Source organism: Pseudomonas sp. FSL W5-0203 (genome assembly GCF_001896155.1).
In the GTDB taxonomy this organism is placed as follows: domain Bacteria; phylum Pseudomonadota; class Gammaproteobacteria; order Pseudomonadales; family Pseudomonadaceae; genus Aquipseudomonas; species Aquipseudomonas paracarnis.
In genome coordinates this window covers 82,565-104,571 of sequence record NZ_MPOR01000003.1, presented here as the reverse complement: position 1 = coordinate 104,571, position 22,007 = coordinate 82,565, and the positions used below count along the sequence as shown (strand labels likewise).

The 22,007-nt window shown below is 61.8% G+C and carries 13 protein-coding genes and 1 pseudogene; 6 read left to right on the top strand and 8 right to left on the bottom strand.

From position 1 onward, the window contains the following. Positions 1–16: 16 nt before the first annotated feature. The 5 genes and pseudogenes from selO to BOP96_RS30810 form a co-directional block, all read right to left on the bottom strand. Positions 17–1,480 carry a protein adenylyltransferase SelO gene (gene selO, locus BOP96_RS04225; protein WP_073451921.1) on the bottom strand — a complete coding sequence of 488 codons (1,464 nt, stop codon included), beginning with the start codon at positions 1,478–1,480 and terminating at the stop codon, positions 17–19. A gap of 48 nt (positions 1,481–1,528) precedes the next feature. Further along, positions 1,529–4,912, bottom strand: coding sequence for a mechanosensitive channel MscK (gene mscK, locus BOP96_RS04220; protein ID WP_014716611.1), 3,384 nt, complete (start codon positions 4,910–4,912; stop codon positions 1,529–1,531). A gap of 49 nt (positions 4,913–4,961) precedes the next feature. Beyond that, positions 4,962–6,704 (bottom strand): potassium/proton antiporter, encoded by a 1,743-nt coding sequence (locus BOP96_RS04215; RefSeq protein ID WP_014716612.1) that lies wholly within the window; start codon positions 6,702–6,704, stop codon positions 4,962–4,964. Between the two features lie 241 nt (positions 6,705–6,945). Beyond that, positions 6,946–7,809, bottom strand: coding sequence for a methyl-accepting chemotaxis protein (locus BOP96_RS30815; protein ID WP_371101677.1), 864 nt, complete (start codon positions 7,807–7,809; stop codon positions 6,946–6,948). After that, positions 7,801–8,556, bottom strand: a pseudogene (locus tag BOP96_RS30810) (MCP four helix bundle domain-containing protein); the annotation flags it as partial. The pseudogene BOP96_RS30810 and the gene BOP96_RS30815, both read right to left, overlap by 9 nt. Positions 8,557–8,848: 292 nt before the next feature. On the opposite strand from BOP96_RS30810, the gene BOP96_RS04205 reads away from it, so the two are divergent. Further along, the gene (locus BOP96_RS04205) at positions 8,849–9,079 is read left to right on the top strand and encodes a hypothetical protein (RefSeq protein ID WP_003187970.1); all 231 of its coding nucleotides are present in this window, start codon (positions 8,849–8,851) and stop codon (positions 9,077–9,079) included. Further along, positions 9,076–9,369, top strand: coding sequence for a cell division protein ZapA (locus BOP96_RS04200; RefSeq protein WP_003187971.1), 294 nt, complete (start codon positions 9,076–9,078; stop codon positions 9,367–9,369). The genes BOP96_RS04205 and BOP96_RS04200 overlap by 4 nt, the downstream gene beginning before the upstream one ends. Positions 9,370–9,372: 3 nt before the next feature. Here the strand turns inward: BOP96_RS04200 and BOP96_RS04195 are convergent, their stop codons facing one another. Continuing rightward, positions 9,373–11,175 carry an acyl-CoA dehydrogenase gene (locus tag BOP96_RS04195; RefSeq protein ID WP_038448593.1) on the bottom strand — a complete coding sequence of 601 codons (1,803 nt, stop codon included), beginning with the start codon at positions 11,173–11,175 and terminating at the stop codon, positions 9,373–9,375. A 241-nt stretch (positions 11,176–11,416) separates the two neighbouring features. After that, positions 11,417–15,370 carry a trifunctional transcriptional regulator/proline dehydrogenase/L-glutamate gamma-semialdehyde dehydrogenase gene (putA, locus tag BOP96_RS04190; protein WP_019818318.1) on the bottom strand — a complete coding sequence of 1,318 codons (3,954 nt, stop codon included), beginning with the start codon at positions 15,368–15,370 and terminating at the stop codon, positions 11,417–11,419. Positions 15,371–15,831: 461 nt separating this feature from the next. On the opposite strand from putA, the gene putP reads away from it, so the two are divergent. The 4 genes from putP to BOP96_RS04165 all read left to right on the top strand — a co-directional run bounded on the left by putP (position 15,832) and on the right by BOP96_RS04165 (position 21,213). Continuing rightward, on the top strand, positions 15,832–17,316 hold the full coding sequence (putP, locus tag BOP96_RS04180; protein ID WP_034125609.1) for a sodium/proline symporter PutP: 1,485 nt from the start codon (positions 15,832–15,834) through the stop codon (positions 17,314–17,316). A gap of 216 nt (positions 17,317–17,532) precedes the next feature. After that, positions 17,533–19,554, top strand: a complete 2,022-nt coding sequence (tssI, locus tag BOP96_RS04175; RefSeq protein WP_073451919.1) for a type VI secretion system tip protein TssI/VgrG — start codon at positions 17,533–17,535, stop codon at positions 19,552–19,554. After that, on the top strand, positions 19,554–20,279 hold the full coding sequence (locus BOP96_RS04170) for a DUF4123 domain-containing protein (RefSeq protein WP_073451917.1): 726 nt from the start codon (positions 19,554–19,556) through the stop codon (positions 20,277–20,279). Before tssI ends, BOP96_RS04170 begins: the two co-directional genes overlap by 1 nt. Positions 20,280–20,376: 97 nt before the next feature. Further along, a complete protein-coding gene (locus tag BOP96_RS04165; RefSeq protein WP_014716619.1) occupies positions 20,377–21,213 on the top strand; it encodes a 23S rRNA (adenine(2030)-N(6))-methyltransferase RlmJ in 837 nt (278 codons plus the stop codon). Between the two features lie 127 nt (positions 21,214–21,340). Here the strand turns inward: BOP96_RS04165 and msrA are convergent, their stop codons facing one another. Beyond that, on the bottom strand, positions 21,341–21,988 hold the full coding sequence (gene msrA, locus BOP96_RS04160) for a peptide-methionine (S)-S-oxide reductase MsrA (protein WP_014716620.1): 648 nt from the start codon (positions 21,986–21,988) through the stop codon (positions 21,341–21,343). Between the last annotated feature and the right edge of the window lie 19 nt (positions 21,989–22,007).

The window sequence follows — 22,007 nt, the reverse complement described above, 5'->3', positions numbered from 1 at the left end:
CGACCGTCTTTAGGACTTACGACGAACAACTAATCTCCAAATGCTTGCCCCAATCCGGCGGCCGTTGCGCGTACTGCTCCATCCCTGCTTGCTCCTCAAACGGCCTGGTCAACACTTCATGCAGCCGCCGGACTTCGCTGTAGTCGCCTGATTCGGCGGCGGCGATGGCGTTTTGGGCCAGGTAGTTGCGCAGGATATATAGCGGGTTGACCGCGTGCATGCGCTCACGGCGCTGTTCCTGGGTGTAATCCCCGTCCCGCGCCACGCGGGCCTTGTACTGCTCGGCCCAGGCGTCGAACCCGGCCAGGTCGACAAAGTCATCACGTAGCCGCGCCACGGCCAGAGCAGCGGGTTCATCGCCCAGGTGGCGCAAGAACAGCGTGTAGTCCACGCCGCTGTTCTGCATCAGCTTGAGCAAGCGCTCCACCAACTGCTGGTCGGCGTCTTCGGCGGTGGTCAGGCCCAGGCGGCGGCGCATCAAGTCCAGGTAGTGCGCTTGGTACAGCGGCAGGTACAGGCCGAGGGCTTCTTTCAGTGCGTCAACGCTGATAAACGGCGTGAGCGCCTGGGCCAAGGCGCTGAGGTTCCACTGCCCGATCGGCACCTGGTTGCTGAAGGAGTAGCGGCCTTCATGATCGGAATGGTTGCAGATGAAGTGCGCGTCAAAATCATCGAGAAACGCGAAGGGCCCGAAGTCGAAGGTAATGCCCAGGATCGACATGTTGTCGGTGTTCATCACGCCGTGGCAAAAACCATAAGCCTGCCACTTGGCGATCATTTCGGCGTTGCGCTCGACGATCTCGCGGAACATCGCCAGGTAAGGCTCGGGTTGCTCGCGGCATTCTGGGTAGTGCAGGTTCAGCACGTGCTCGGCCAGTTCGGCCTGTTGCTCAGGCTTCTTGGTGTAATAGAAATATTCGAAGTGCCCGAAGCGAATATGGCTGTGGGCCAGGCGTAAAACCATCGCTCCGCGTTCCTGTTTCTCCCGCCATACCGGCGTGCTGGAGCCGATCACGCACAGGGCGCGGCTGGTGGGGATGCCCAGCGCATGCAGGGCTTCGGAGGCGAGGAATTCACGAATCGAAGAGCGCAACACCGCCCGCCCGTCGCCCATGCGCGAGTAAGGCGTCATCCCGGCGCCCTTGAGGTGCAAATCCCAATGCTTGCCGGCCTCGTTATAGACCTCGCCCAGCAGCAACCCGCGGCCATCGCCCAGTTGCGGCGTGTAGCCGCCGAATTGATGCCCGGAATACACCATCGCCCGTGGCTCGGCTTCGGCCCACAGTTTGTGGCCGCCAAACAGTTCGGCAAACACGGAGGTTTCGGCCACGGCCGGGTCGAGGTCGAGCAGCGCCATGGCGGCCTTGCTCGCTACCACCAGGCGCGGTTCGTCCAGGGGTTCGGGCAGAACGTGGGTTGAGAACGCATCGCCCAGGCGTGCGAAGCGATTGTCGAAGGTCAGTTCGTCGAGGGCTTTCACCGGCCATCTCCAGCAGAATGTCCGAGCATTCTGCTGGGGATAGGGCATTTAGTCGAGTTTGCTGGGTGGCGGCTCCGGCGCATCCACCACTTTGCCCGCAGGTGGCTCTGGGGCGTCGGGCTGGTCGACGGGCTGCACGATGGTCTTGCGCTCATCCTCGGCCGGCACCAGTTTGTATTCCTGGCCGTGGAGGTTTTTCAGGTAGATCTCCATCTGCCGGAACGAGATGTTGATGTGCTGTTTCTTGAACTCACGGTTGATAAAGCGGTTGACCTCGTCGAGCACCGGGTTGCGGTCGCCCAGGTCGCGCACGTGCATGCGCAGCTCGTGGTCCAGTGTGCTTTCGCCGAAGTTGAGGAAGTACACATGGGGTTCCGGTTCTTTCAGGACCCGAGGGTTTTCCCGAGCGGCTTTCAGTAACAGTTCCTTCACCAGGTCGAGGTCGGAGCCGTAGTCCACGCCGAGTTTGAGGGTCACCCGAGTGATGGTGTCGGTCAGCGACCAGTTGATCAACTGCCCGGTAATGAAGGTCTTGTTGGGGACAATGATGTCTTTATTGTCGAAGTCGGTAATGGTGGTGGCACGAATACGGATCTTGCTCACCGTACCCGACAGGTTGCCGATGGTAATGGTGTCGCCGATGCGCACCGGGCGTTCGAACAAAATCATGATGCCGGAGATGAAGTTGGCGAAGATCTCCTGCATGCCGAAACCCAGGCCCACCGACAGCGCGGCCACCAGCCATTGCAGCTTGTCCCAACTCACACCGAGGGTGGAAAGGGTGGTGACAAAGCCCACGCCGGCAATGATGTAGGACAGCAAGGTGGTGGTGGCGTAGGCGCTGCCTTGGGCCAGGTCGAGCTTGGACAGCACCAGCACTTCCAGCAGGCCGGGCAGGTTGCGCGCCAGGGCGAAGGTGATACCGATGATAATCGACGCGCCCAGCAGGTCGCCGATGCTGATGGGCACCATGCTGATATTCGCACCGGTACCGCTGGTGTATTCGTACAGCGTGACGTTGTCCAGGTAGGAAAATACCGAGATCAGGTCCGACCACACCCAATACAACGCCGCGATAAAGCCGCCGAGCAGGGCCAGGCGGATCAGGCGCATGGACTGTTCGTTGACCTGCTCGATGTCCAGGGTCGGCTCTTCGATCACCGCTTCGCCGTCACCGGCCTCCTTGGCTGCCTGGCGTTTGGCCAGGGCGCGGGCGTAGGCCAGGCGCCGTGCGGCAACACCCAGGCCGCGCACGAAGGTGGCTTCGATCACCAGCCAGAACATCAGCAGGTACAGGGTGTTGATCAGCCGGTCACTGAGTTTCAGCGCGGTGTAGTAATAGCCAAAGCACACGGCAATAAACAGCGCGATGGGCAGGGCGGTGAACACCACCCCGATCGCTTTGCGAAACAATGAGGCCTTTTCGTGGGTTGGGCTGTTCAGCAGCAGGCGGCCCAGCAGCCAGGCCATCAGCCCGTAACAGGTCAGTACCACGGCGATACCCAACACGTCGTCAGCCAGCGCGGCCGGTTGATGTTCGGCAATTGCGACCACGGCCACCAACGCCAGTACCACCAGCCCGAGCTTGCGTATCCAGCCTTGCAGGAATTCGACCTGCGGCCTCTCCCAGCGAAAGTGCAGCTCCGCCACGCCGCCCGGCGCGAGGATGCGGTAGGCGGTGTAGAACACCAGCCAGGCTTGGGCGATCTGCAGCAAGGCCGCGCCCAGGTTGGCGTTTTGCCCGCGGGCGTCGATCTGCAACGCGTAGCCGCACAGCGCCAGGCCCAGGGCCACGGGCATCGCCAGCAGGATGTTGATCAGGATGGCCTGCGGCGTATGCCACTGGCTGTCGCGCTTGAAGTGGCCGATGTCTTGGTGAACCTTTTTCAGGCGCACATACAGCGCATTGCGCCGCCACAGCAGCGCGCCGATCAGCAACAGCAACGGCAGGAACAGCAGCGGGCGTTGGGTCAGGCCGTCATACAGCTCACTGACGCTGGACGCCCAGGGCAGGGTGGTGACCTGTTTGCTCAGATGCGCCGGTACGGTTTCCAGCCATTCAGTGTCCAGCGGCTTGTTGCTGGGGATCCAGAACATTTGCTCATCGAGCGTGGCGCGCAGGGTGCTGGCGGTGCTGAGCAGTTGTTTCTGGTTCAGTTGCAGGGTGATGGATTCGTTGAGCAGTGCGCTCAGTTCGCGGCTCAGGCGTTCCAGCAGGTCGCTGCGGGTGATCGCCACTTCCAGCAGGGTGCGGCGCAGTTGCGGGGTGACTTCATCTGGCGGCTGGTTGGCCAGCAGGTTGTCCACATAGGCGCTGGGGGAGGTGATCAGCTCTCGCTGTTGGTTGACCTCGAACTGGTACAGGCGAATGTTGGCGATGTCGTCGGCCAGGTCTTTGTCCACGGTCAGACGCGGCAGGGCCTGCTTTTGTTTATAGAGAATCTTGGACAGCAGCAGGCTGCCCTTGAGCACGTTGATCTGCTCGTCCAGGGCCGAATCGCTTTGGGTCACGGTGTCCAGTTGCTGCTTGGTCTGCAGGTTTTTCTGGGTCAGGTCGTTGAGGCGGTCGGTGCTTTTGAGCAGGTAGTCGGACAGCTTCAGGTTGTCTGCGCTTTCCTTGGCCAGGATGCTGCTGCCCCCGGCTTTCTGCGCTTCGATGGACTGTTGGGTCACCGTCTGCTGGGACTGGGCCAGGCGTTTCTGGTTGATCAGGGTTTGCAGGTCCTGGATTTCCTGCTCCAGGCGTGCGGTTTTTTCCTGGATCAGGTCATGCTGGCTGTTGCCCAAATCTTGCAGCTGGCTGTTGCCGGCCAATTCCTGGCGGCGCAGGGGAATCAAGGCATTCAGGGCCGCCAGTTCGGCGTTGAGCTGGTTGCGCTGGTCGCTGCTGAGGGGCTTGCCGTTGTCTTTGCCAAGCTTGAGCGTCGCGTTGATTTGCTGGATGCGCGTCTGGCTGCTGCTGATTTCGGTCTGAGCGCGCTCGGGGCGGGTCTGGGCGGCGATGGTCAGGCTGTTGGCGTCGGCCAGTTCTTTTTGCAGGTCGCCTTGCTGGGTGCTGCGTTGCACCAATAACTGCTCAAGCTGCGGCACCGGCAGGCTGGCGTAGCGTTGGGCCACCGGAATGATTTTGGTGGCCTTGAGGCGCGCCAGCTCACGCTGGTTCTCATTGGTCTGGCGCGGGGCCTCTTCCAGCTGGCGCTTGAGGTCGGCCAGGCGCTGCTCGTAGTCCTGCTGATTGCCCAAGTAGGTCAGGGTCTGTTGCAGGGTCGCCTGCAGCGCCTTCATGTCGGCGTCAGGCAGCTTGCGGTCGGGCAGTTTATCCAGGCTTTGCTGGACGGCTTCGGCGCTGGGCGGGTCGGCGGCATATACGCTGCCAACACAAAGGGTCAGGCCCAGCAGGGCAGTGGCGAGAAAAGTACGCAGGGTTGGCATAGAGACCGGTCTTGCAAAGTGAAGAATCGGGGCGTCGTTGTCCCGCAGTTTAGAGGAAGAGTCCGGGGCCCGGGCGACTTCCTTCGGGGAATCTGACGCCGACTTTGCCAATCTTGTTCCCGTCCATGACCGCGACGGTCCAGATGGTGTTGTTCCACTCCACCTGGTCGCCGACTACCGGTGCACCGCCCACCTTCTGGGTGATGAAACGGCTCAGCGGCATGTCCGGGTCGATACCCTCAAGCTTGAGCCCGTACAAGGCGGAAACCGCGCCCAGCTGGGCGTCGCCTTCGAGGACGAAGTCGCCGAAGAAGCGCAAATCGAGGCCCCGTTGCGGTGCCTGGCTGAACAGTTTGCCCAGAGCCGGCAGGTTGTGTTCGTGGCCGATCACACAGAGCAAATCGTCGACTTCCAGCACCGTACTACCCGACGGATGGAGCAGTTGCTGGCCACGAAACAGCGCGGCGATGCGCGTGCCTTCGGGCATTTTCAGCTCGCGCAGGGCCGCGCCGATGCACCATTTCTCGGCGCCGAGGCGGTAGACGAACAGCTCCCACTCGCTGGTGACGTGCACTTCCAGGGCTGCGCGGGAGATCGGTGCCGGGTCTGGCGGTACGGTGACTTTGAGCAACTTGGCCACCCACGGCAGGCTGGTGCCCTGCACCAACAGCGAGACCAGCACGATAAAGAACGCCAGGTTGAAGTACAGCTGTGCATGGGGCAGACCGGCCATCAGCGGGAACACCGCGAGGATGATCGGTACCGCGCCGCGCAGGCCGACCCAGGCGATAAAGGCCTTTTCGCGCCCGTGGAACGCTTTGAATGGCAGCAGGCCAACCATCACCGACAGCGGCCGGGCAAACAGGATCATCCACAGCGCCAGGCCCAGGGCGGGCAGGGCGATGGGCAGCAAGTCGTGAGGCGTGACCAGCAGGCCCAGCACCAAGAACATCCCGATCTGCGCCAGCCAGGCCATGCCGTCGAGCATGTGCAAAATGCCATGGCGGCTGCGCACCGGGCGGTTGCCGATCACCAGCCCGCACAGGTACACGGCGAGGAAGCCGCTGCCGTGCAGGGCGTTGGTCAGGGCAAACACGAACAGGCCGCCGGCGATCACCAGGATCGGGTACAGGCCGTTGGCCAGGTTGATGCGGTTGACCAGCTGCAACATCAGCCAGCCGCCACCCAGGCCTACCAGGCCACCGATGCCGAATTCGCGGATCAGGTGCGTGAGCAGGCTCCAGTGCAGGCCGGTCTGGCCGCTGGCGAGCATGTCGATCAGGGTGACGGTGAGGAACACCGCCATCGGATCGTTACTGCCCGATTCGATTTCCAGGCTGGCGCTGACCCGCTCGTTGAGGCCCTTGCCGCCCAGCAGTGAGAACACCGCCGCGGCGTCCGTGGAGCCGACAATGGCACCAATCAGCAGGCCCTGGATGATATTGAGGTCGAACAGCCAGGCCGCGGCCATGCCCGTGAGGCCGGTGGTAATCAACACCCCCACCGTGGCCAGGGACAATGCCGGCCACAGCGCCACGCGGAAACTCGCCACCCGGGTGCGCAAACCGCCGTCGAGCAGGATCACGGCGAGGGCGAGGTTGCCCACCAGGTAGGCGGTCGGGTAGTTGTCGAAAATGATGCCACCGCCATCGACCCCGGCGGTCATGCCCACGGCCAGGATAATCACCAGGATGGGGATCCCCAGGCGTGACGAAAGCGAACTCACCAGAATGCTCGCAGTCACCAGCAACGCGCCGATCAAGAACAGGCTGTTGATGGTCGTCGCATTCAAAGGCAGTACTCCAGGGCAGGGGAAGACAGGACGCAAACTGACCATGCAGTCTGCGTGCCAGGGATTCTAACCTGTTGAATTGCTGCGCTGTCAAAAAGCTTTTGTGGCTGCGCATCGATCAAATGTGGGAGCTGGCTTGCCTGCGATTGCGGTGTGCCAGGCGCCAGGGGCGTTAGCTGATAGATTGCTATCGCAGGCAAGCCAGCTCCCACAGGGTATGCGGTGTGAGCAAAGGCTTATTTCAGAGGCGGAACCTTCCGACCATCCCGTTCAGGTCCACCGCCAACCGCGACAATTCGCCGCTCGCCGCACTGGTCTGGCTGGCGCCGGTGGCCGATTGCACCGACAGGTCACGGATATTCACCAGGTTGCGGTCCACTTCCCGCGCCACCTGGGCCTGTTCTTCCGCCGCGCTGGCGATCACCAGGTTGCGCTCGTTGATCTCCACAATCGCCGTGTTGATGGTGTCCAGCGACAGGCCCGCGCCTCGGGCAATGTTGAGTGTCGATTCGGCCCGCTCGGTGCTGTTACGCATCGAATCCACTGCATGTTCGGTACCCGTCTGGATACTGCCGATCATGCGTTCGATCTCGCTGGTGGACTGCTGGGTGCGATGGGCAAGGGCCCGTACTTCATCGGCCACCACGGCGAAACCACGTCCGGCTTCGCCGGCGCGCGCAGCTTCAATCGCTGCGTTCAGGGCCAGCAGGTTGGTCTGGTCAGCCAGGCCACGGATCACGTCCAGCACTTTGCCGATATCCCGCGATTCATTGGCCAGATCGCCAATCAGGGACGCTGTGGCCTGCACATCGGTACTCATGCGTTCGATGGCGCTAACGGTTTCCTGCACCAGGTCGCGGCCGTCGCCGGCAGAGGTGGTGGCGTTGCGCGAGGCTTCGGAGGTGCTCACCGCGTTGCGTGCGACTTCTTCCACCGCGCTGGTCATCTCGTTGACGGCAGTGGCGGCCTGTTCGATTTCGTTGTTCTGCTGGGTCAGGCCACGGGCGCTTTCGTCGGTGACCGCATTCAGCTCTTCAGCGGCAGACGCCAGCTGGGTAGCGGAGCCGGCGATACGTTGCAGGGTGTCGCGCAGTTTGTGTTGCATCTTGGCCATGGCCGCGAGCAGGCGTCCGGCTTCGTCGTTGCCGTCCACGGTGATCGGGCGCGTCAGGTTGCCTTCGGCCACTTCTTCGGCGGCTTCTAGCGCCTGGGCGATGGGCAGGGTGATGCTGCGTGTCAGCAGCCAGGCGAACAGCAAGGTCAGCGCCGTGGCAACCACCAGCAGGCCTACTACCAGGTCAAAGGCCATGTCGTATTGGTCTTTGGCGCGCTGGTTGGTGGCGTTGGCGTCGTCGTTATTGATATCCAGCAAGCGGGTCAAGACCGCATTGACCTGCTCGGAGTTGTCCAGCAACTCGGTGTTGAGCAGGCTGCGCAGCTCGTTGACCTGATTGGCGCGAGACAGGCTCTTCATGCGCTCTTCAATCTGGCGGTACTGACCCAGCAAGCGCACGTACTCGTTGTAAGCGCTGCGCTCTTCGGTGCTGGTGATCAGTTTTTCGTAGATGTCCTGGGCTGTGCGAATCTGCTGATTGCGCAGTTCGAAGGCTTCCAGGGTCTTTTGCTGTACATCTGGCTCGCGGTTGGTCAGCAAGCGGTACGACAGCACGCGCAGGCGCAGGGTCAGTTGGGTGAATTCATCCAGGGCGCGAATGCTGGGCACGCTGGCCGAGGTGATGTCTTCGGTGGCTGCACGAATTTTGCTCATCTGGTTCAGGGCGAACACACCGAGCAACAACATCAAGGCGCCAATAAACGCGAAGCCAAGGAAGGCCCTCGGGGCGATATTCATATTACGAAGAGACATGCTGGAGTCCTGGGGGAGGCGCTATCCATGCGGCCATGAGACGAGGTGTGCCCGCCTTATCGGCCCTGCGACTAAAGTCTTAAGGGGGCGCGCGCTTTTGTCGCATCGGACCAGGGGTTGGGTGAGTTCAGGAACCAGATCGGGTAAATGCAGTCACTAAGGCTCGAAAGTGCGGCCCGGCCTTGCAACATCGGGCTGCGCGGCCGGGGATAACCCTGGCATCCAAGGTGAATTTTCTTTATCGTCACCGCCCTTTTTAAACGCCCGAGAAATCAAAATGTTAGAAGCATCCCTCAGCCAATTGGAACAACTGGTCAGCGACCTCGTACAGCAGAATCAAGAACTGCTGGGCAGCAACGAATCCCTCAAGGCCGAGCTGGCCCGCGCCAAGGACGAAAACGACAGCCTGCAACTGAACCTGATGGAACAGGAAGAAAAGCACGGCGCCACCGCCGCCCGCATCCAGGCGCTGGTTGAGCGTGTAAGTGCAGGGCCTGTCAGCGCATGAGTGAGGGCATAAAGGTCGTTTCGATTCTCGGAGAGGATTACTCGATCAAGGCACCGGCCGGCGAAGATCAGACCCTGATGCATGCCGTGACCATGCTCAAGGCCTCCCTGGCGGTTACCAAGAAAAAGTACCCGACCCTGATCGGTGACAAGCTATTGGTACTGGCCGCGCTGAACCTGTGCGCCGAGCAGATTGAAATGCAACAGGCGCACCAGCAGGAACTCGACCGTTACCAAGAGCAAGTCAGCGCCACGGTCGATGTGATTTCCAAGGTGATCGGTCAGCCCTGAGGGCTAGAACCACTCGTCTTGCATGCCCAGGCACGTATCGTCGCGTGCTTCCAGAATCGCCAGTTCATGATGGCAGCTCGGTACTTCCCAAGTCAGGAAGTACCGGGCGGCCTGGAGCTTGCCCTTATAAAAGGCCGCGTCAGCCGCTTCCCCTTTGGCCAGCCCTTCTTCGGCGCGGATCGCCTGTTCCAGCCAGCGCCAGCCAATCACCGTGTGCCCGAACACTTTCAAGTACAGCGCCGAGTTCGCCAGGCTGCTGTTGACCTTGCCTTGGGCGAGATCGGTCAGCAGGCCAATCGTGACGCTTTGCAGCCGGTTTACCAGTTGCTCCAGAGGCTCTCGCAGTGCCGTAAGTGAAGGGTGCTTTTGCGCCCGGGCTCCGGTTTCGGCGATCAGGCGAATCAATTGCTTCAAGCCGGCACCACCGTTCTGCGCCAATTTGCGCCCGAGCAGGTCCAGGGACTGGATGCCGTGGGTGCCTTCATGGATGGGGTTCAGGCGGTTGTCGCGGTAGTACTGCTCCACCGGGTATTCGCGGGTGTAGCCGTGGCCGCCGAGAATCTGGATCGCCAGCTCGTTGGCCTTGAGGCAGAACTCCGACGGCCAGGATTTGACGATGGGCGTGAGCAGGTCGAGCAGTTCGTGGGCTTGCTTGCGCTCGGTGTCGGTTTGCAGGGTGGTGGTGTCGTCGAATAGCCGCGCCGCGTAGAGTCCGAGGTCAAAGGCGCCTTCCACATAGGCTTTCTGGGTCAGTAGCATGCGCTTGATGTCGGCGTGCTGGATGATCGCCACCGGTGCGGTGCTCGGGTCTTTACTATCAGGCAGGCGCCCCTGGGGCCGTTCGCGGGCGTAGTCCAGGGAGTAGAGGTAGCCGGCGTAACCGAGCATCACCGCGCCCATGCCCACGCCGATGCGTGCCTCGTTCATCATCTGGAACATGCAGCTCAGCCCCTGGTGCGGCTTGCCCACCAGATAGCCGACACAGTTGCCGTTATCGCCAAAGTTAAGCGCCGTGGACGTGGTGCCGCGCCAGCCCATCTTGTGGAACAGCCCTGCCAGCAGCACATCGTTGCGAGCGCCCAGGCTGCCGTCCTCGTTGACCAGGAACTTGGGCACGATAAACAGCGAAATGCCCTTCACGCCTGCGGGAGCGTCCGGCAATTTTGCCAGCACCATATGCACGATGTTTTCCGACAGCGAATGGTCGCCACCGGAGATAAAGATCTTGTTGCCCTTGAGCCGATAACTGCCGTCAGCCGCGGGTTCTGCACGGGTACGAATGTCCGACAGGGAAGAACCGGCATGGGGCTCGGTCAGGGCCATGGTGCCGAAGAAGCGCCCGTCGATCATTGGCTGCAGGAAGCGTTGTTTCTGCTCCTCGGTGCCGAAGCTTTCGATCAGGTTGGCGGCGCCCATGGTCAGGAACGGGTAGGACGTCGAGGCGGCGTTGGCCGATTGGAAGTGCGCGAAACAGGCCTGGGACAACAGGGTCGGCAGTTGCATGCCACCTGCTTCAAAGCTACGTGCTGCGTTGAGGAAGCCGGCCTCCAGGAAGGCGTCTACGGCGGGTTTGACTTCCGGGATCAGGATCGCTTGGCCGTTCTCATAACGCGGTTCGTTTTCGTCGTTCTTGCGGTTGTGGGGGGCGAAGTACTTTTCGGCGATGCTGCGCGCCGTGCTGATTGCAGCGTCGAAAGTTTCGCGGTTGTGCTCGGCAAACCGCTCACGCTGGGTCAGGCCCTCGGCATCGAGGACTTCGTACAGCTCGAAAGCCAGATTGCGGGAACTGAGCAGCGTCTCGGACATGGCGGATTACCTTTGAAGGAATTGGCCTGAGTCTAAGTGCGGGAATGGAGGGTGGGTAGCAAGATTGATCTAAGTGATAGAGGGGCAGAACGCTGGCGAGGCATCGAGATCGTTCCCACGCTCTGCGTGGGAACGCCTCTTTTGACGCTCCGCGTCACGCTTCTGGACGCAGAGCGTCCTTAAGCTGCATTCCCACGCGGAGCGTGGGAACGATCAGCCGCGATCAGCCGCGGTGTGTCAGTTAGCCGATGGTCATCAGGCTGGCGTTACCACCCGCCGCGGCGGTGTTTACGCTCAACGCACGCTCGATCACCAGACGCTCCAGCGCAATCGCCGTTTCGCCTTGCGACAGGCCATGCACCCCGACAATCGCCCCACCGCGCTGCGCCACTTGCTGGCACACCGCACGCAGTTGGTCGGAATCACCGTGATGCAGCACGGCGTCAAACACCACGTCGTCCTTGGTCCAGTCAGCCACGCGCTTGATCTTCGCCTGAATCTCTTTAGGCAGGCGTGGGAACAAGGCCTTGGTCAGCTCGGTTTCCGGCCATACCGCCGAACCACCGACGGCCAATACCGCCGCCAGTTGGGTCAGCAGGTCGCCTTCCACTTCGGCCAGGCACAGTACGTGCTCGCGCGGCAGGATGGCGTAGCTGTTGCGCTCGCCGGTCGGGCCGGCCAGTTGGCGGGTGATACCGCTTTGCGACTGGGCGGCGAACTGCGTGCACAGGGCGCTCAGTTCACTGAACTTATTGCCGTCGGCCCAGGTTTTCAGGGCGGTCAGCGATTGGCTCATGGCATCACGCAGGCGCACATCCGGCGCGGCCAACTTGTCGCCCCGTACGAAGGATTGCTCGATTGCATCGGTAGGACGAGTCGACAACAAGCGGTACAGGTACAGCGGGCCACCGGCTTTCGGGCCAGTGCCCGACAGGCCTTCGCCGCCGAACGGCTGCACGCCGACCACGGCGCCAACAATGTTGCGGTTGACGTAGACGTTACCGGCATTGACGTTGTCGATCACCTTGGCGATGGTCTCGTCGATGCGCGTGTGCACGCCCAGGGTCAGGCCGTAGCCGGAAGCGTTGATCTGGCCGATGAGCTGGTCGATCTCTTTGCGCTTGTAGCGCACTACGTGCAGCACCGGGCCGAAGATCTCGCGTTGCAGTTCGTCGAAGCTTTCCAGCTCGATCAGGGTCGGCATCACGAAGGTGCCGCGCTTGATCTCTTCACCGTCGGCAATCGCCACCTGGTAAACGTTGCGGCCTTTGTCGCGCATGGCCTGGATGTGTTTCTCGATACCGGCCTTGGCTTCGGCGTCGATCACCGGGCCGATGTCGACCGACAGGCGTTCCGGGTTACCCAGGCGGCATTCAGCCATGGCGCCCTTGAGCATTTCGACCACACGGTCTGCCGAATCTTCCTGCAGGCACAGTACGCGCAGTGCCGAGCAACGTTGACCGGCGCTGTCGAAGGCCGACGACACGACGTCGATCACCACTTGTTCGGTCAGCGCCGAGGAATCGACGATCATCGCGTTCTGGCCACCGGTTTCGGCGATCAGTGGAATCGGGCGACCCTGGGCATCCAGGCGACCGGCGACATTGCGTTGCAGCAGGCGCGCCACTTCGGTGGAGCCGGTGAACATCACGCCTTTGACGCGATCATCACCCACCAGACGGGCACCGACGCTTTCGCCCTGGCCTGGCAGCAATTGCAGCACGCCTTCCGGAATACCGGCTTCAAGCAGAATACGTACGGCCTGGGCAGCCACCAGCGGCGTCTGCTCGGCAGGCTTGGCCAGCACCGGGTTACCAGCAGCCAGCGCTGCAGCTACCTGGCCGCTGAAGATGGCGAGCGGGAAGTTCCACGGGCTGATGCACACCACCGGGCCCAATGGGCGGTGGGCGTCATTGGTAAAGTCGTTGCGCGCCTGCACCGCGTAGTAACGCAGGAAGTCCACGGCTTCACGCACTTCGGCGATGGCGTTGGCGAAGGTCTTGCCGGCTTCACGGGCCAGCAGGCCCATCAGCGGCTGGATCTCGCCTTCCATCAGGTCGGCGGCGCGTTCCAGGATGGCAGCACGTTCGGCGGGCGGGGTGGCCTGCCAGATCGGCGCGGCGCTGATGGCGCACTGGATGGCGTTGTCGACGTCTTCGACGGTGGCTTCCTGTACCTGGCCGACCACGTCACGCAGGTCGGATGGGTTCAGAACCGGTTGTGCCGCTTCATTGCTGGCGGCGCAACCGAGCATCGGTGCGGCTTTCCAGTTGTTGTGAGCAGTGGCGAGCAGGGCGCAGGACAACGAGGCCAGGCGATGTTCGTTGGCCAGGTCGATACCGGCCGAGTTGGCGCGGTCGCTGCCGTACAGGTCACGCGGCAAAGGGATGCGCGGGTGCGGCAGGCCGAAACCGCCCTCCTGGGTTGCCATTTGCTCGATGCTGGCCACCGGGTCGGCTACCAGTTCCTGGATCGAGATGGACTGGTCAGCGATGCGGTTGACGAACGAGGTGTTGGCGCCGTTTTCCAGCAGGCGGCGTACCAGGTAGGCCAGCAGCGTTTCGTGGGTACCGACCGGCGCGTACACACGGCACGGACGGTTCAACTTACCTTCGGAAACCTTGCCTACAACCTGTTCGTACAGCGGTTCACCCATGCCGTGCAGGCACTGGAACTCGTACTGGCCGGGGTAATAGTTCTGACCGGCGATGTGGTAGATAGCCGACAGGGTGTGGGCGTTGTGCGTGGCGAACTGCGGGTAGATGACTTCCGGCACCGACAGCAGTTTGCGCGCGCAGGCAATGTAGGAAACGTCGGTGTACACCTTACGGGTGTACACCGGGTAGCCTTCCAGGCCTTCGACCTGGGCGCGCTTGATTTCGCTGTCCCAGTACGCGCCTTTTACCAGGCGGATCATCAGGCGATGGCGGCTGCGGCGGGCCAGGTCGATGACGTAGTCGATCACATACGGGCAACGCTTCTGGTACGCCTGGATCACAAAGCCGATGCCGTTCCAGCCAGTCAATTGCGGCTCGAAGCACAGGCGTTCGAGCAGGTCCAGGGACAGCTCCAGGCGGTCGGCTTCTTCGGCGTCGATGTTCAGGCCGATGTCGTACTGCTTGGCCAGCAAGGTCAGCGACAGCAGGCGCGGGTATAACTCGTCCATCACCCGCTCGTACTGCGCACGGCTGTAGCGCGGGTGCAGGGCGGAGAGCTTGATGGAGATGCCCGGGCCTTCATAGATCCCACGGCCATGGGAGGCTTTGCCGATGGAATGAATGGCTTGTTCGTACGAGGCCAGGTACTTCTGGGCGTCGTGTTCGGTGAGGGCGGCTTCACCGAGCATGTCGTAGGAATAGCGGAAGCCCTTGGCTTCGAACTTGCTCGCATTGGCCAGGGCTTCGGCGATGGTTTCGCCGGTGACGAACTGCTCGCCCATCAGGCGCATGGCCATGTCGACGCCCTTGCGGATCATCGGCTCGCCGCTCTTGCCGATGATGCGGCTCAGGGACGAGGTCAGGCCCGCTTCGTTGTGGGTCGACACCAGCTTGCCAGTCAGCAGCAGGCCCCAGGTGGCGGCGTTGACGAACAGCGAAGGGCTGTTGCCCAGGTGCGGCTGCCAGTTGCCGGTGCTGATCTTGTCGCGGATCAGCGCATCGCGGGTGCCTTTGTCCGGGATACGCAGCAGCGCTTCGGCCAGGCACATCAGCGCCACGCCTTCCTGGGACGACAGGGAGAATTCTTGCAGCAGGCCCTGAACAATACCGGCACGGCCGCCGGCACTCTTCTGATTGCGCAGTTTTTCGGCAATGCTCGCGGCCAGCTTGTTGGTGGCTTCGGCCATCGGCGCCGGCAGGCGCGCCTGTTCGATCAGCATCGGCACCACTTCAGGCTCGGGGCGACGGTAAGCGGCGGTGATTGCGGCACGCAATACCGATTGCGGCAGGATGCTCTCGGCGAACTCAAGGAAGCACTGGTGGGCGTGGTCGGCCTGGACCTCGCCGGCATCATCGGCCTCCTTGCTGCTCAAGCCATTGAGCTCGGACAGGGTTGCACCACCCTCGAGTTTCTCCAGGTAATTGAAAATCGCCTGCTTGATCAGCCAGTGCGGCGTACGATCAATGGAGGTCGCGGCGGCCTTCAGGCGTTCGCGGGTCGGGTCGTCGAGTTTGACCCCAAGGGTGGTCGTTGCCATTTTTTTATCCTCATGGGTGCCACTACCGAGTGGCATCTGCTGGCGGCAAGATTAGCTTTGCCCATCCCGAGGTGCAACCGGGTGCAACCCTTTTGTTGGTTAAATGTTCGACGCTTGATCGGAAAAAAATAAACAGGCGACCGAATCCGCTCCGCGCTGGTGCATTTGCTTCTGAGATCGGCTGTTCTTGCTCCGAAAAGGAGCAAAAAAAGCGCGTTTGTCCTAAAACATACTTGGGTGCAACTTAATCGGCAGAAACTGGTTGCACCTTATTTGCTTTGTTGAATAGCATTCGCGCACCAAGGTGCAACCAACCCTCAGGGTGGGTTCATCGGCTGGCGGCTTTCCTGGGGAAACGCCAGTCATAAATGCGCGGCATGCAGGTTCGTCTATCCGGTTATCCACGGGTGGCCGTCCCCATGACCGTCGCTACATAAAAACAAAGCCAGGGCGTCACTCCTATGAGCGTTAGCAATCCAACCCTGATCACGTTCGTGATCTACATCGCAGCAATGGTGCTGATCGGCCTGATGGCCTATCGCTCCACCAACAACCTTTCCGATTACATCCTGGGCGGTCGCAGCCTCGGTAGCGTGGTGACAGCCTTGTCCGCCGGTGCTTCCGACATGAGTGGCTGGCTGTTGATGGGCTTGCCGGGCGCGATCTACATGTCCGGTCTGTCGGAAAGCTGGATTGCCATCGGCCTGATCGTCGGTGCTTACCTCAACTGGTTGTTCGTGGCCGGCCGCCTGCGGGTGCAGACCGAACACAACGGCGACGCCCTGACCCTGCCGGATTACTTCTCCAGCCGCTTCGAAGATAAGAGCGGCCTGCTGCGGATCATCTCCGCCGTGGTGATCCTGGTGTTCTTCACCATCTACTGCGCCTCCGGCATCGTCGCCGGCGCCCGCCTGTTCGAAAGCACCTTCGGCATGTCCTACGAGACCGCGCTGTGGGCCGGTGCTGCAGCGACCATTGCCTACACCTTCATCGGTGGTTTCCTGGCAGTCAGTTGGACCGACACCGTACAAGCCACGCTGATGATCTTCGCGCTGATCCTTACGCCGATCATCGTGCTGCTGGCCACCGGCGGCGTAGACACCACCTTCCTGGCCATTGAAGCCAAGGACCCGACCAGCTTCGACATGCTGAAAAACACCACCTTCATCGGCGTTATTTCGCTGATGGGCTGGGGCCTGGGCTACTTCGGCCAACCGCACATCCTTGCGCGTTTCATGGCGGCGGACTCGGTGAAATCGATCGCCAAGGCGCGTCGTATTTCCATGACCTGGATGATCCTGTGCCTGGGCGGCACCGTGGCAGTGGGCTTCTTCGGTATCGCTTACTTCTCGGCGCACCCGGAAGTAGCAGGCCCGGTGACTGAAAACCCAGAGCGTGTGTTTATCGAACTGGCCAAAATCCTGTTCAACCCATGGGTTGCCGGTGTGTTGCTGTCGGCCATTCTGGCGGCTGTGATGAGCACCCTGAGCTGCCAATTGCTGGTGTGCTCCAGCGCCCTGACCGAAGACTTCTACAAGGCGTTCCTGCGCAAGGGCGCGTCCCAGCTTGAGCTGGTATGGGTCGGTCGCATCATGGTGCTGGTAGTGGCCTTGATCGCCATCGCCATGGCAGCCAACCCGGAAAACCGCGTACTGGGCCTGGTCAGCTACGCCTGGGCCGGTTTCGGTGCAGCCTTCGGCCCTGTGGTACTGATCTCGGTAATCTGGAAACACATGACCCGCAACGGCGCGCTGGCCGGCATCCTGGTCGGCGCAATCACCGTGATCGTGTGGAAGCACTTCGAATTGCTGGGCCTGTACGAAATCATCCCAGGCTTCATCTTCGCCAGCCTGGCGATCTACTTCGTGAGCAAGATGGGCGCACCGACGGTGGGTATGGTCGAGCGTTTTGACGCGGCGGAAAAAGATTACAACTTGAACAAGTAATTCGCTGGGCGTTTAACGCCTGCTGAGCGAACAAGAAAGGCCCACGTCCGAAGGACGCTGGGCCTTTTTTTGCTGGGCTGATTGGTGCAATAGCCGCCGATGCCCGTGGATTCCAGCGGTGCTCACGTAGGACCTTACTTATTTGCCGAGGCAGCGCTCGGCCAGGCGAGCGGCTGGTGCAGAATCGGCCGCCCACCCTTCGCAGAGAAACACCGGATGTTCGCTCCTGCCAACCAACCCGCATTTACCCTGGCCCTGGATGGGTCGCCCAGTGACTTCAAGGTGTTCGCGTTCAACGGCACCGAGGCCATCAGCCAGCCTTACCGGTTTGAACTTGAGCTGGTCTGCGAGCAACCGGATATCGATCTGGAGGGTTTGCTGCATCGCCAGGTGTACTTGGGCTTCGATGATCAGGGGCATGGCGTTCATGGCCTGGTGTATCGGGTAGCCCAGGGCGACTCGGGCCGGCGCTTGACGCGTTACCAACTCAGTCTTGCGCCGCATCTGGCGTACCTGGCGCACAGTAGCCATCAGCGTATTTTTCAGCATAAGACGGTGCCGCAGATTGTTACTCAGGTGCTGGCCGGGCAGGGGATTCACAGTGATCGCTTTGAGTTCCGGTTGAGCGGTGATTACCCGGAGCGTGAATATTGCGTGCAGTTCGGCGAGAGCGACCTGGCGTTCATTCAGCGCCTGTGTGCCGAGCTGGGGATTCACTATCACTTCCAGCATTCCCCCGAAGGGCATCTGCTGGTGTTTGGCGATGACCAGACGGTGTTTGCCCAGATGGATCAGCCCACGCCTTACCGGCCAGGTTCGGGAATGGTGGCCGATACCCCTGGGATCAAGCGCTTCACCTTGCAATTGGCGACCCGGACCACGGCGTTGAACCTGCGCGATTACGACTTTCGCAAACCCCATGTCGAGCTGGAAAGCGCAGCCGTCGATGAGTCTTTGCCCAAGCTTGAAGCGCAGCACTACCCCGGCAATTTTTCCGACCGAGCCCATGGCCGATACCTCGCCCAGCGTGGCTTGGAACGGCACCGCAGCGACTACCGCAGTGCCCATGGCCAGGGCGATGAGCCGGCATTGGCCAGTGGCCGGTTTTTGCAGTTGCGCGAGCACCCCCGCGAGGACTGGAATGATTTGTGGCTGGTGACGCAGGTGCGCCATGAAGGCAAACAACCCCAGGTGCTGGAGGAGGCGGTTACCGAGGAAGAGGGTGGGGAGCTGCGCCAGGGGTATCGCAACACATTTGTCGCCGCGCCATGGGATGCGGTGTTTCGTCCGCCTTTGCCGGAGCCGCCGCGCCCGACGGTATCGGGGTATCAAAGCGCGGTGGTTACCGGCCCGGTTGACAGTGAGGTCCACTGTGACGAGTACGGCCGGGTCAAGGTGCAACTGGCCTGGGATCGTGTCGGTGAGCACAACGACCATTCCAGTTGCTGGCTGCGGGTAGCCAGCGGCTGGGCCCATGACCGTTATGGCGTGGTGCTGATCCCCCGGGTCGGTATGGAGGTGCTGGTGGGGTTCGTCAATGGCGACATGGACATGCCGCTGGTGGTGGGGTGCCTGCCCAACGCCGCCACGCCAGTGCCCCTCGACCTGCCCGCAGACAAGACCCGCAGTCTCTGGCGTAGCCAGAGCAGCCCTGGCGGTGGTGGCTACAACGAACTGCGTATCGAGGACCGCAAGGGCGCTGAGGAAATCTACCTGCGCGCCCAGCGGGACTGGACCCAGCATGTGTTGCACGACCAGCAGGTACAGGTCGATAACCAGCGTCGCGTGCAGGTGGGCGGCGAGTCGCGCCATGAGCTGCGGGGCGAAGAGCAGCGCATCACCCACGGCAACCGTTTGACGCAGCTCAAGCAGGATGACCATCTGGTGGTTGGCGGTTCGCAGCACATGCGTGCCGGGCAGACCATTGCGTTGGGGGCCGGACAAAACATCATTATTGATGCGGGTGCCAGCGTGACGATCCAGGCGGGTGGGCAGTCGATCACGTTGTCAGCGGGCGGGATATTCAGCAGTGTGCCGATCCAGCTCGGCAGCGCGCCTGCTCCGACACCTGCACCGTTGATGCCTGGATTGAACGAGACTTTATTGACCGTGGTTCCCGCGCCGTTAAGCCGTGCACAAGTGTTCAGCCTCAAACGCAGCGCGCCGTTCTGCGAAGAATGCGAACGCTGCAAGAACGGCCAGTGTGACATCGGCGCCCATGCACGGAGTGCGTCCTGATGCCCGCGCCCTTGACGCCCAATGCCTGGCTGGCGCACTACCCGTTGCAGCCAGATGAACAGCTGTACGCCGTGCTGGGCAATGCCAGCGACGCCAAGCCGCTCGCCACCTGGCAAGGCACGGCTGCGGGGAAGATGCCGCGACCGATCTGGGTGGGCACGGCCTACGCTGACTGGGAGGAGGTCATGCCCTACGTTGGCGTCGTTGAGCCGAGCAGTGCTTTTCTCGATTGGATAGCCACCACCCAAGCGTCGGACTGGGGCTGGCTGGCGGTCTCATCCAGCCCGCTGGAGGTGGTGATCGCGCATTTGAAGGGGTTGACCCAGGTGTACTTGCCGGAAAGCCAGCCGGTGTTTTTGCGCTTCTGGGACGGCGCGCACCTTTTGCCGATGTTGCAGTCATTAGGCGACGAGGCGGCGCGCGTGTTGCCGGTGTTCCAGCGCTACCTGGTCAACGGCCAACCGCTGTCGGTGGCGCCCAAATCAGTCACTGCGGCCCCAACCAGTCCGTGGTGGCAGGTACCGGCATCGTTGCTGATGCATATGGCCCCGCAGTCACCGCAGGTGCTGGTCGACAACCTGTTGCAATGGCTCCAGGAACAGCGCCCTGACCTCTACACCGCGTTTACGCCAGCGACCTTGCAGCACAAGGTCGCCTACTTCGTACGCAGGCCGCAAGTCAGCCATGGCGCATTGGCTGATTACCTTGCCTCGCAACTCAGTTGAGCCCCTGGCAATAGCGTGACATCCGTGCCGCCTGCCGTGCGGCCCTGCACCTTTGCGTCGGTAGGAGGTAAACTTCGCCCCCTGCGCAGGAGCAACCATGAATTATCGTCACGCCTTTCACGCCGGCAACCACGCCGATGTCTTCAAACACCTGACCTTGACCCGCCTCATCGCCCTGATGTCGCGCAAGGAACAGCCGTTCGCCTACCTCGACACTCACGCAGGCATTGGCTTGTACGACTTGCAGGGCGACCAGGCCAACCGCACCGGTGAGTACCTGGAAGGCATCGCCCGCCTGTGGGGCGCAAGCGACCTGCCTCCGCTCACCGCCGACTACATGCGCGTGCTGCACGAGATGAACCCGGATGGCCAGTTGCGCTACTACCCGGGCTCGCCGGAACTGGCGCGCCGCCTCACGCGGCCCCAGGACCGTGTGCTGCTCAATGAGAAGCACCCGGAAGATGGCGTGCTGCTCAAGGACAACATGAAGGGTGATCGCCGCGTCAAAGTGCATCTGGGCGAGGGCTGGCATGTGCCACGGGCCTTGCTGCCGGTGCCGGAAAAGCGCGGGCTGATGCTGATCGACCCGCCGTTTGAAAAACTCGACGAAATGCAGCGTTGCGCGGCGTCCCTCAAGGAAGCCGTCAGCCGTATGCGCCAGACGGTCGCGGCGATCTGGTACCCGGTGAAAGACCAGCGCATGTTGCGCCGTTTCTACCAGGACCTGGCCGGTACCGGTGCGCCGAAGCTGCTGCGTGTGGAGTTGCTGGTGCATCCGCTGGACACGCCCAACACCCTCACCGGCTCGGGCCTGGCGATTGCCAACCCGCCGTGGGGCCTGGAAGAGGAATTGCGTGAATTGCTGCCATGGTTGTCCAAGCAACTGGGCCAGACCCAGGGTGGCTGGCAGATGGATTGGCTGATCGCCGAGTAACCGATCGTTCCCGCGCTCCGCGTGGTAACGCAGCCTGTGACGCTCCGCGTCACGATGTTAAAAGCGGACGCGGAGCGTCCAGGGCGGCATTCCCACGCGGAGCGTGGGAATGATCATGGCACAAGGGTCAGATCGGGCACGTCACGCCAGTGCCGCCGATCCCACAGTAACCCTGGGGATTCTTCGCCAGGTACTGCTGGTGATACGCCTCGGCGAAGTACACCGTCGGGGCCTCTTCGATTTCCGTGGTGATTTCACCCAGGCCGGCCTTGCTCAGCTCTTGCTGATAAGCCTCGGCACTGGCTTTGGCCGCCGCCAATTGCTCCGGCGTGGTGGCGTAGATCACCGAGCGGTACTGGCTGCCGATGTCGTTGCCCTGGCGCATGCCCTGGGTCGGGTTGTGCAGTTCCCAGAACATCTTCAGCAGGTCTTCGTATTTCACCTTGGCCTGGTCATACACCACCAGCACCACTTCGCTGTGGCCGGTCAGGCCCGAGCAGACTTCTTCGTAAGTCGGGTTAGGCGTGAAGCCGCCGGCGTAGCCGACCACGGTGCTGACCACGCCGTCGCGCTGCCAGAACTTGCGTTCTGCGCCCCAGAAGCAGCCCAGGCCGAAGATCGCAAAGCCGACGTCATCCAGGAACGGGCCCAGCAGTGGGTTGCCGTTGACGAAGTGCGTTTCCGGTAACTTCATCGGGGTTTCACGACCAGGCAACGCTTGTTCTTGAGTAGGCAGCACGTTTTTGTTCACCAGAATTTCCGAGCGCAAGACCATGATCAGTCCTCTCGTCAGG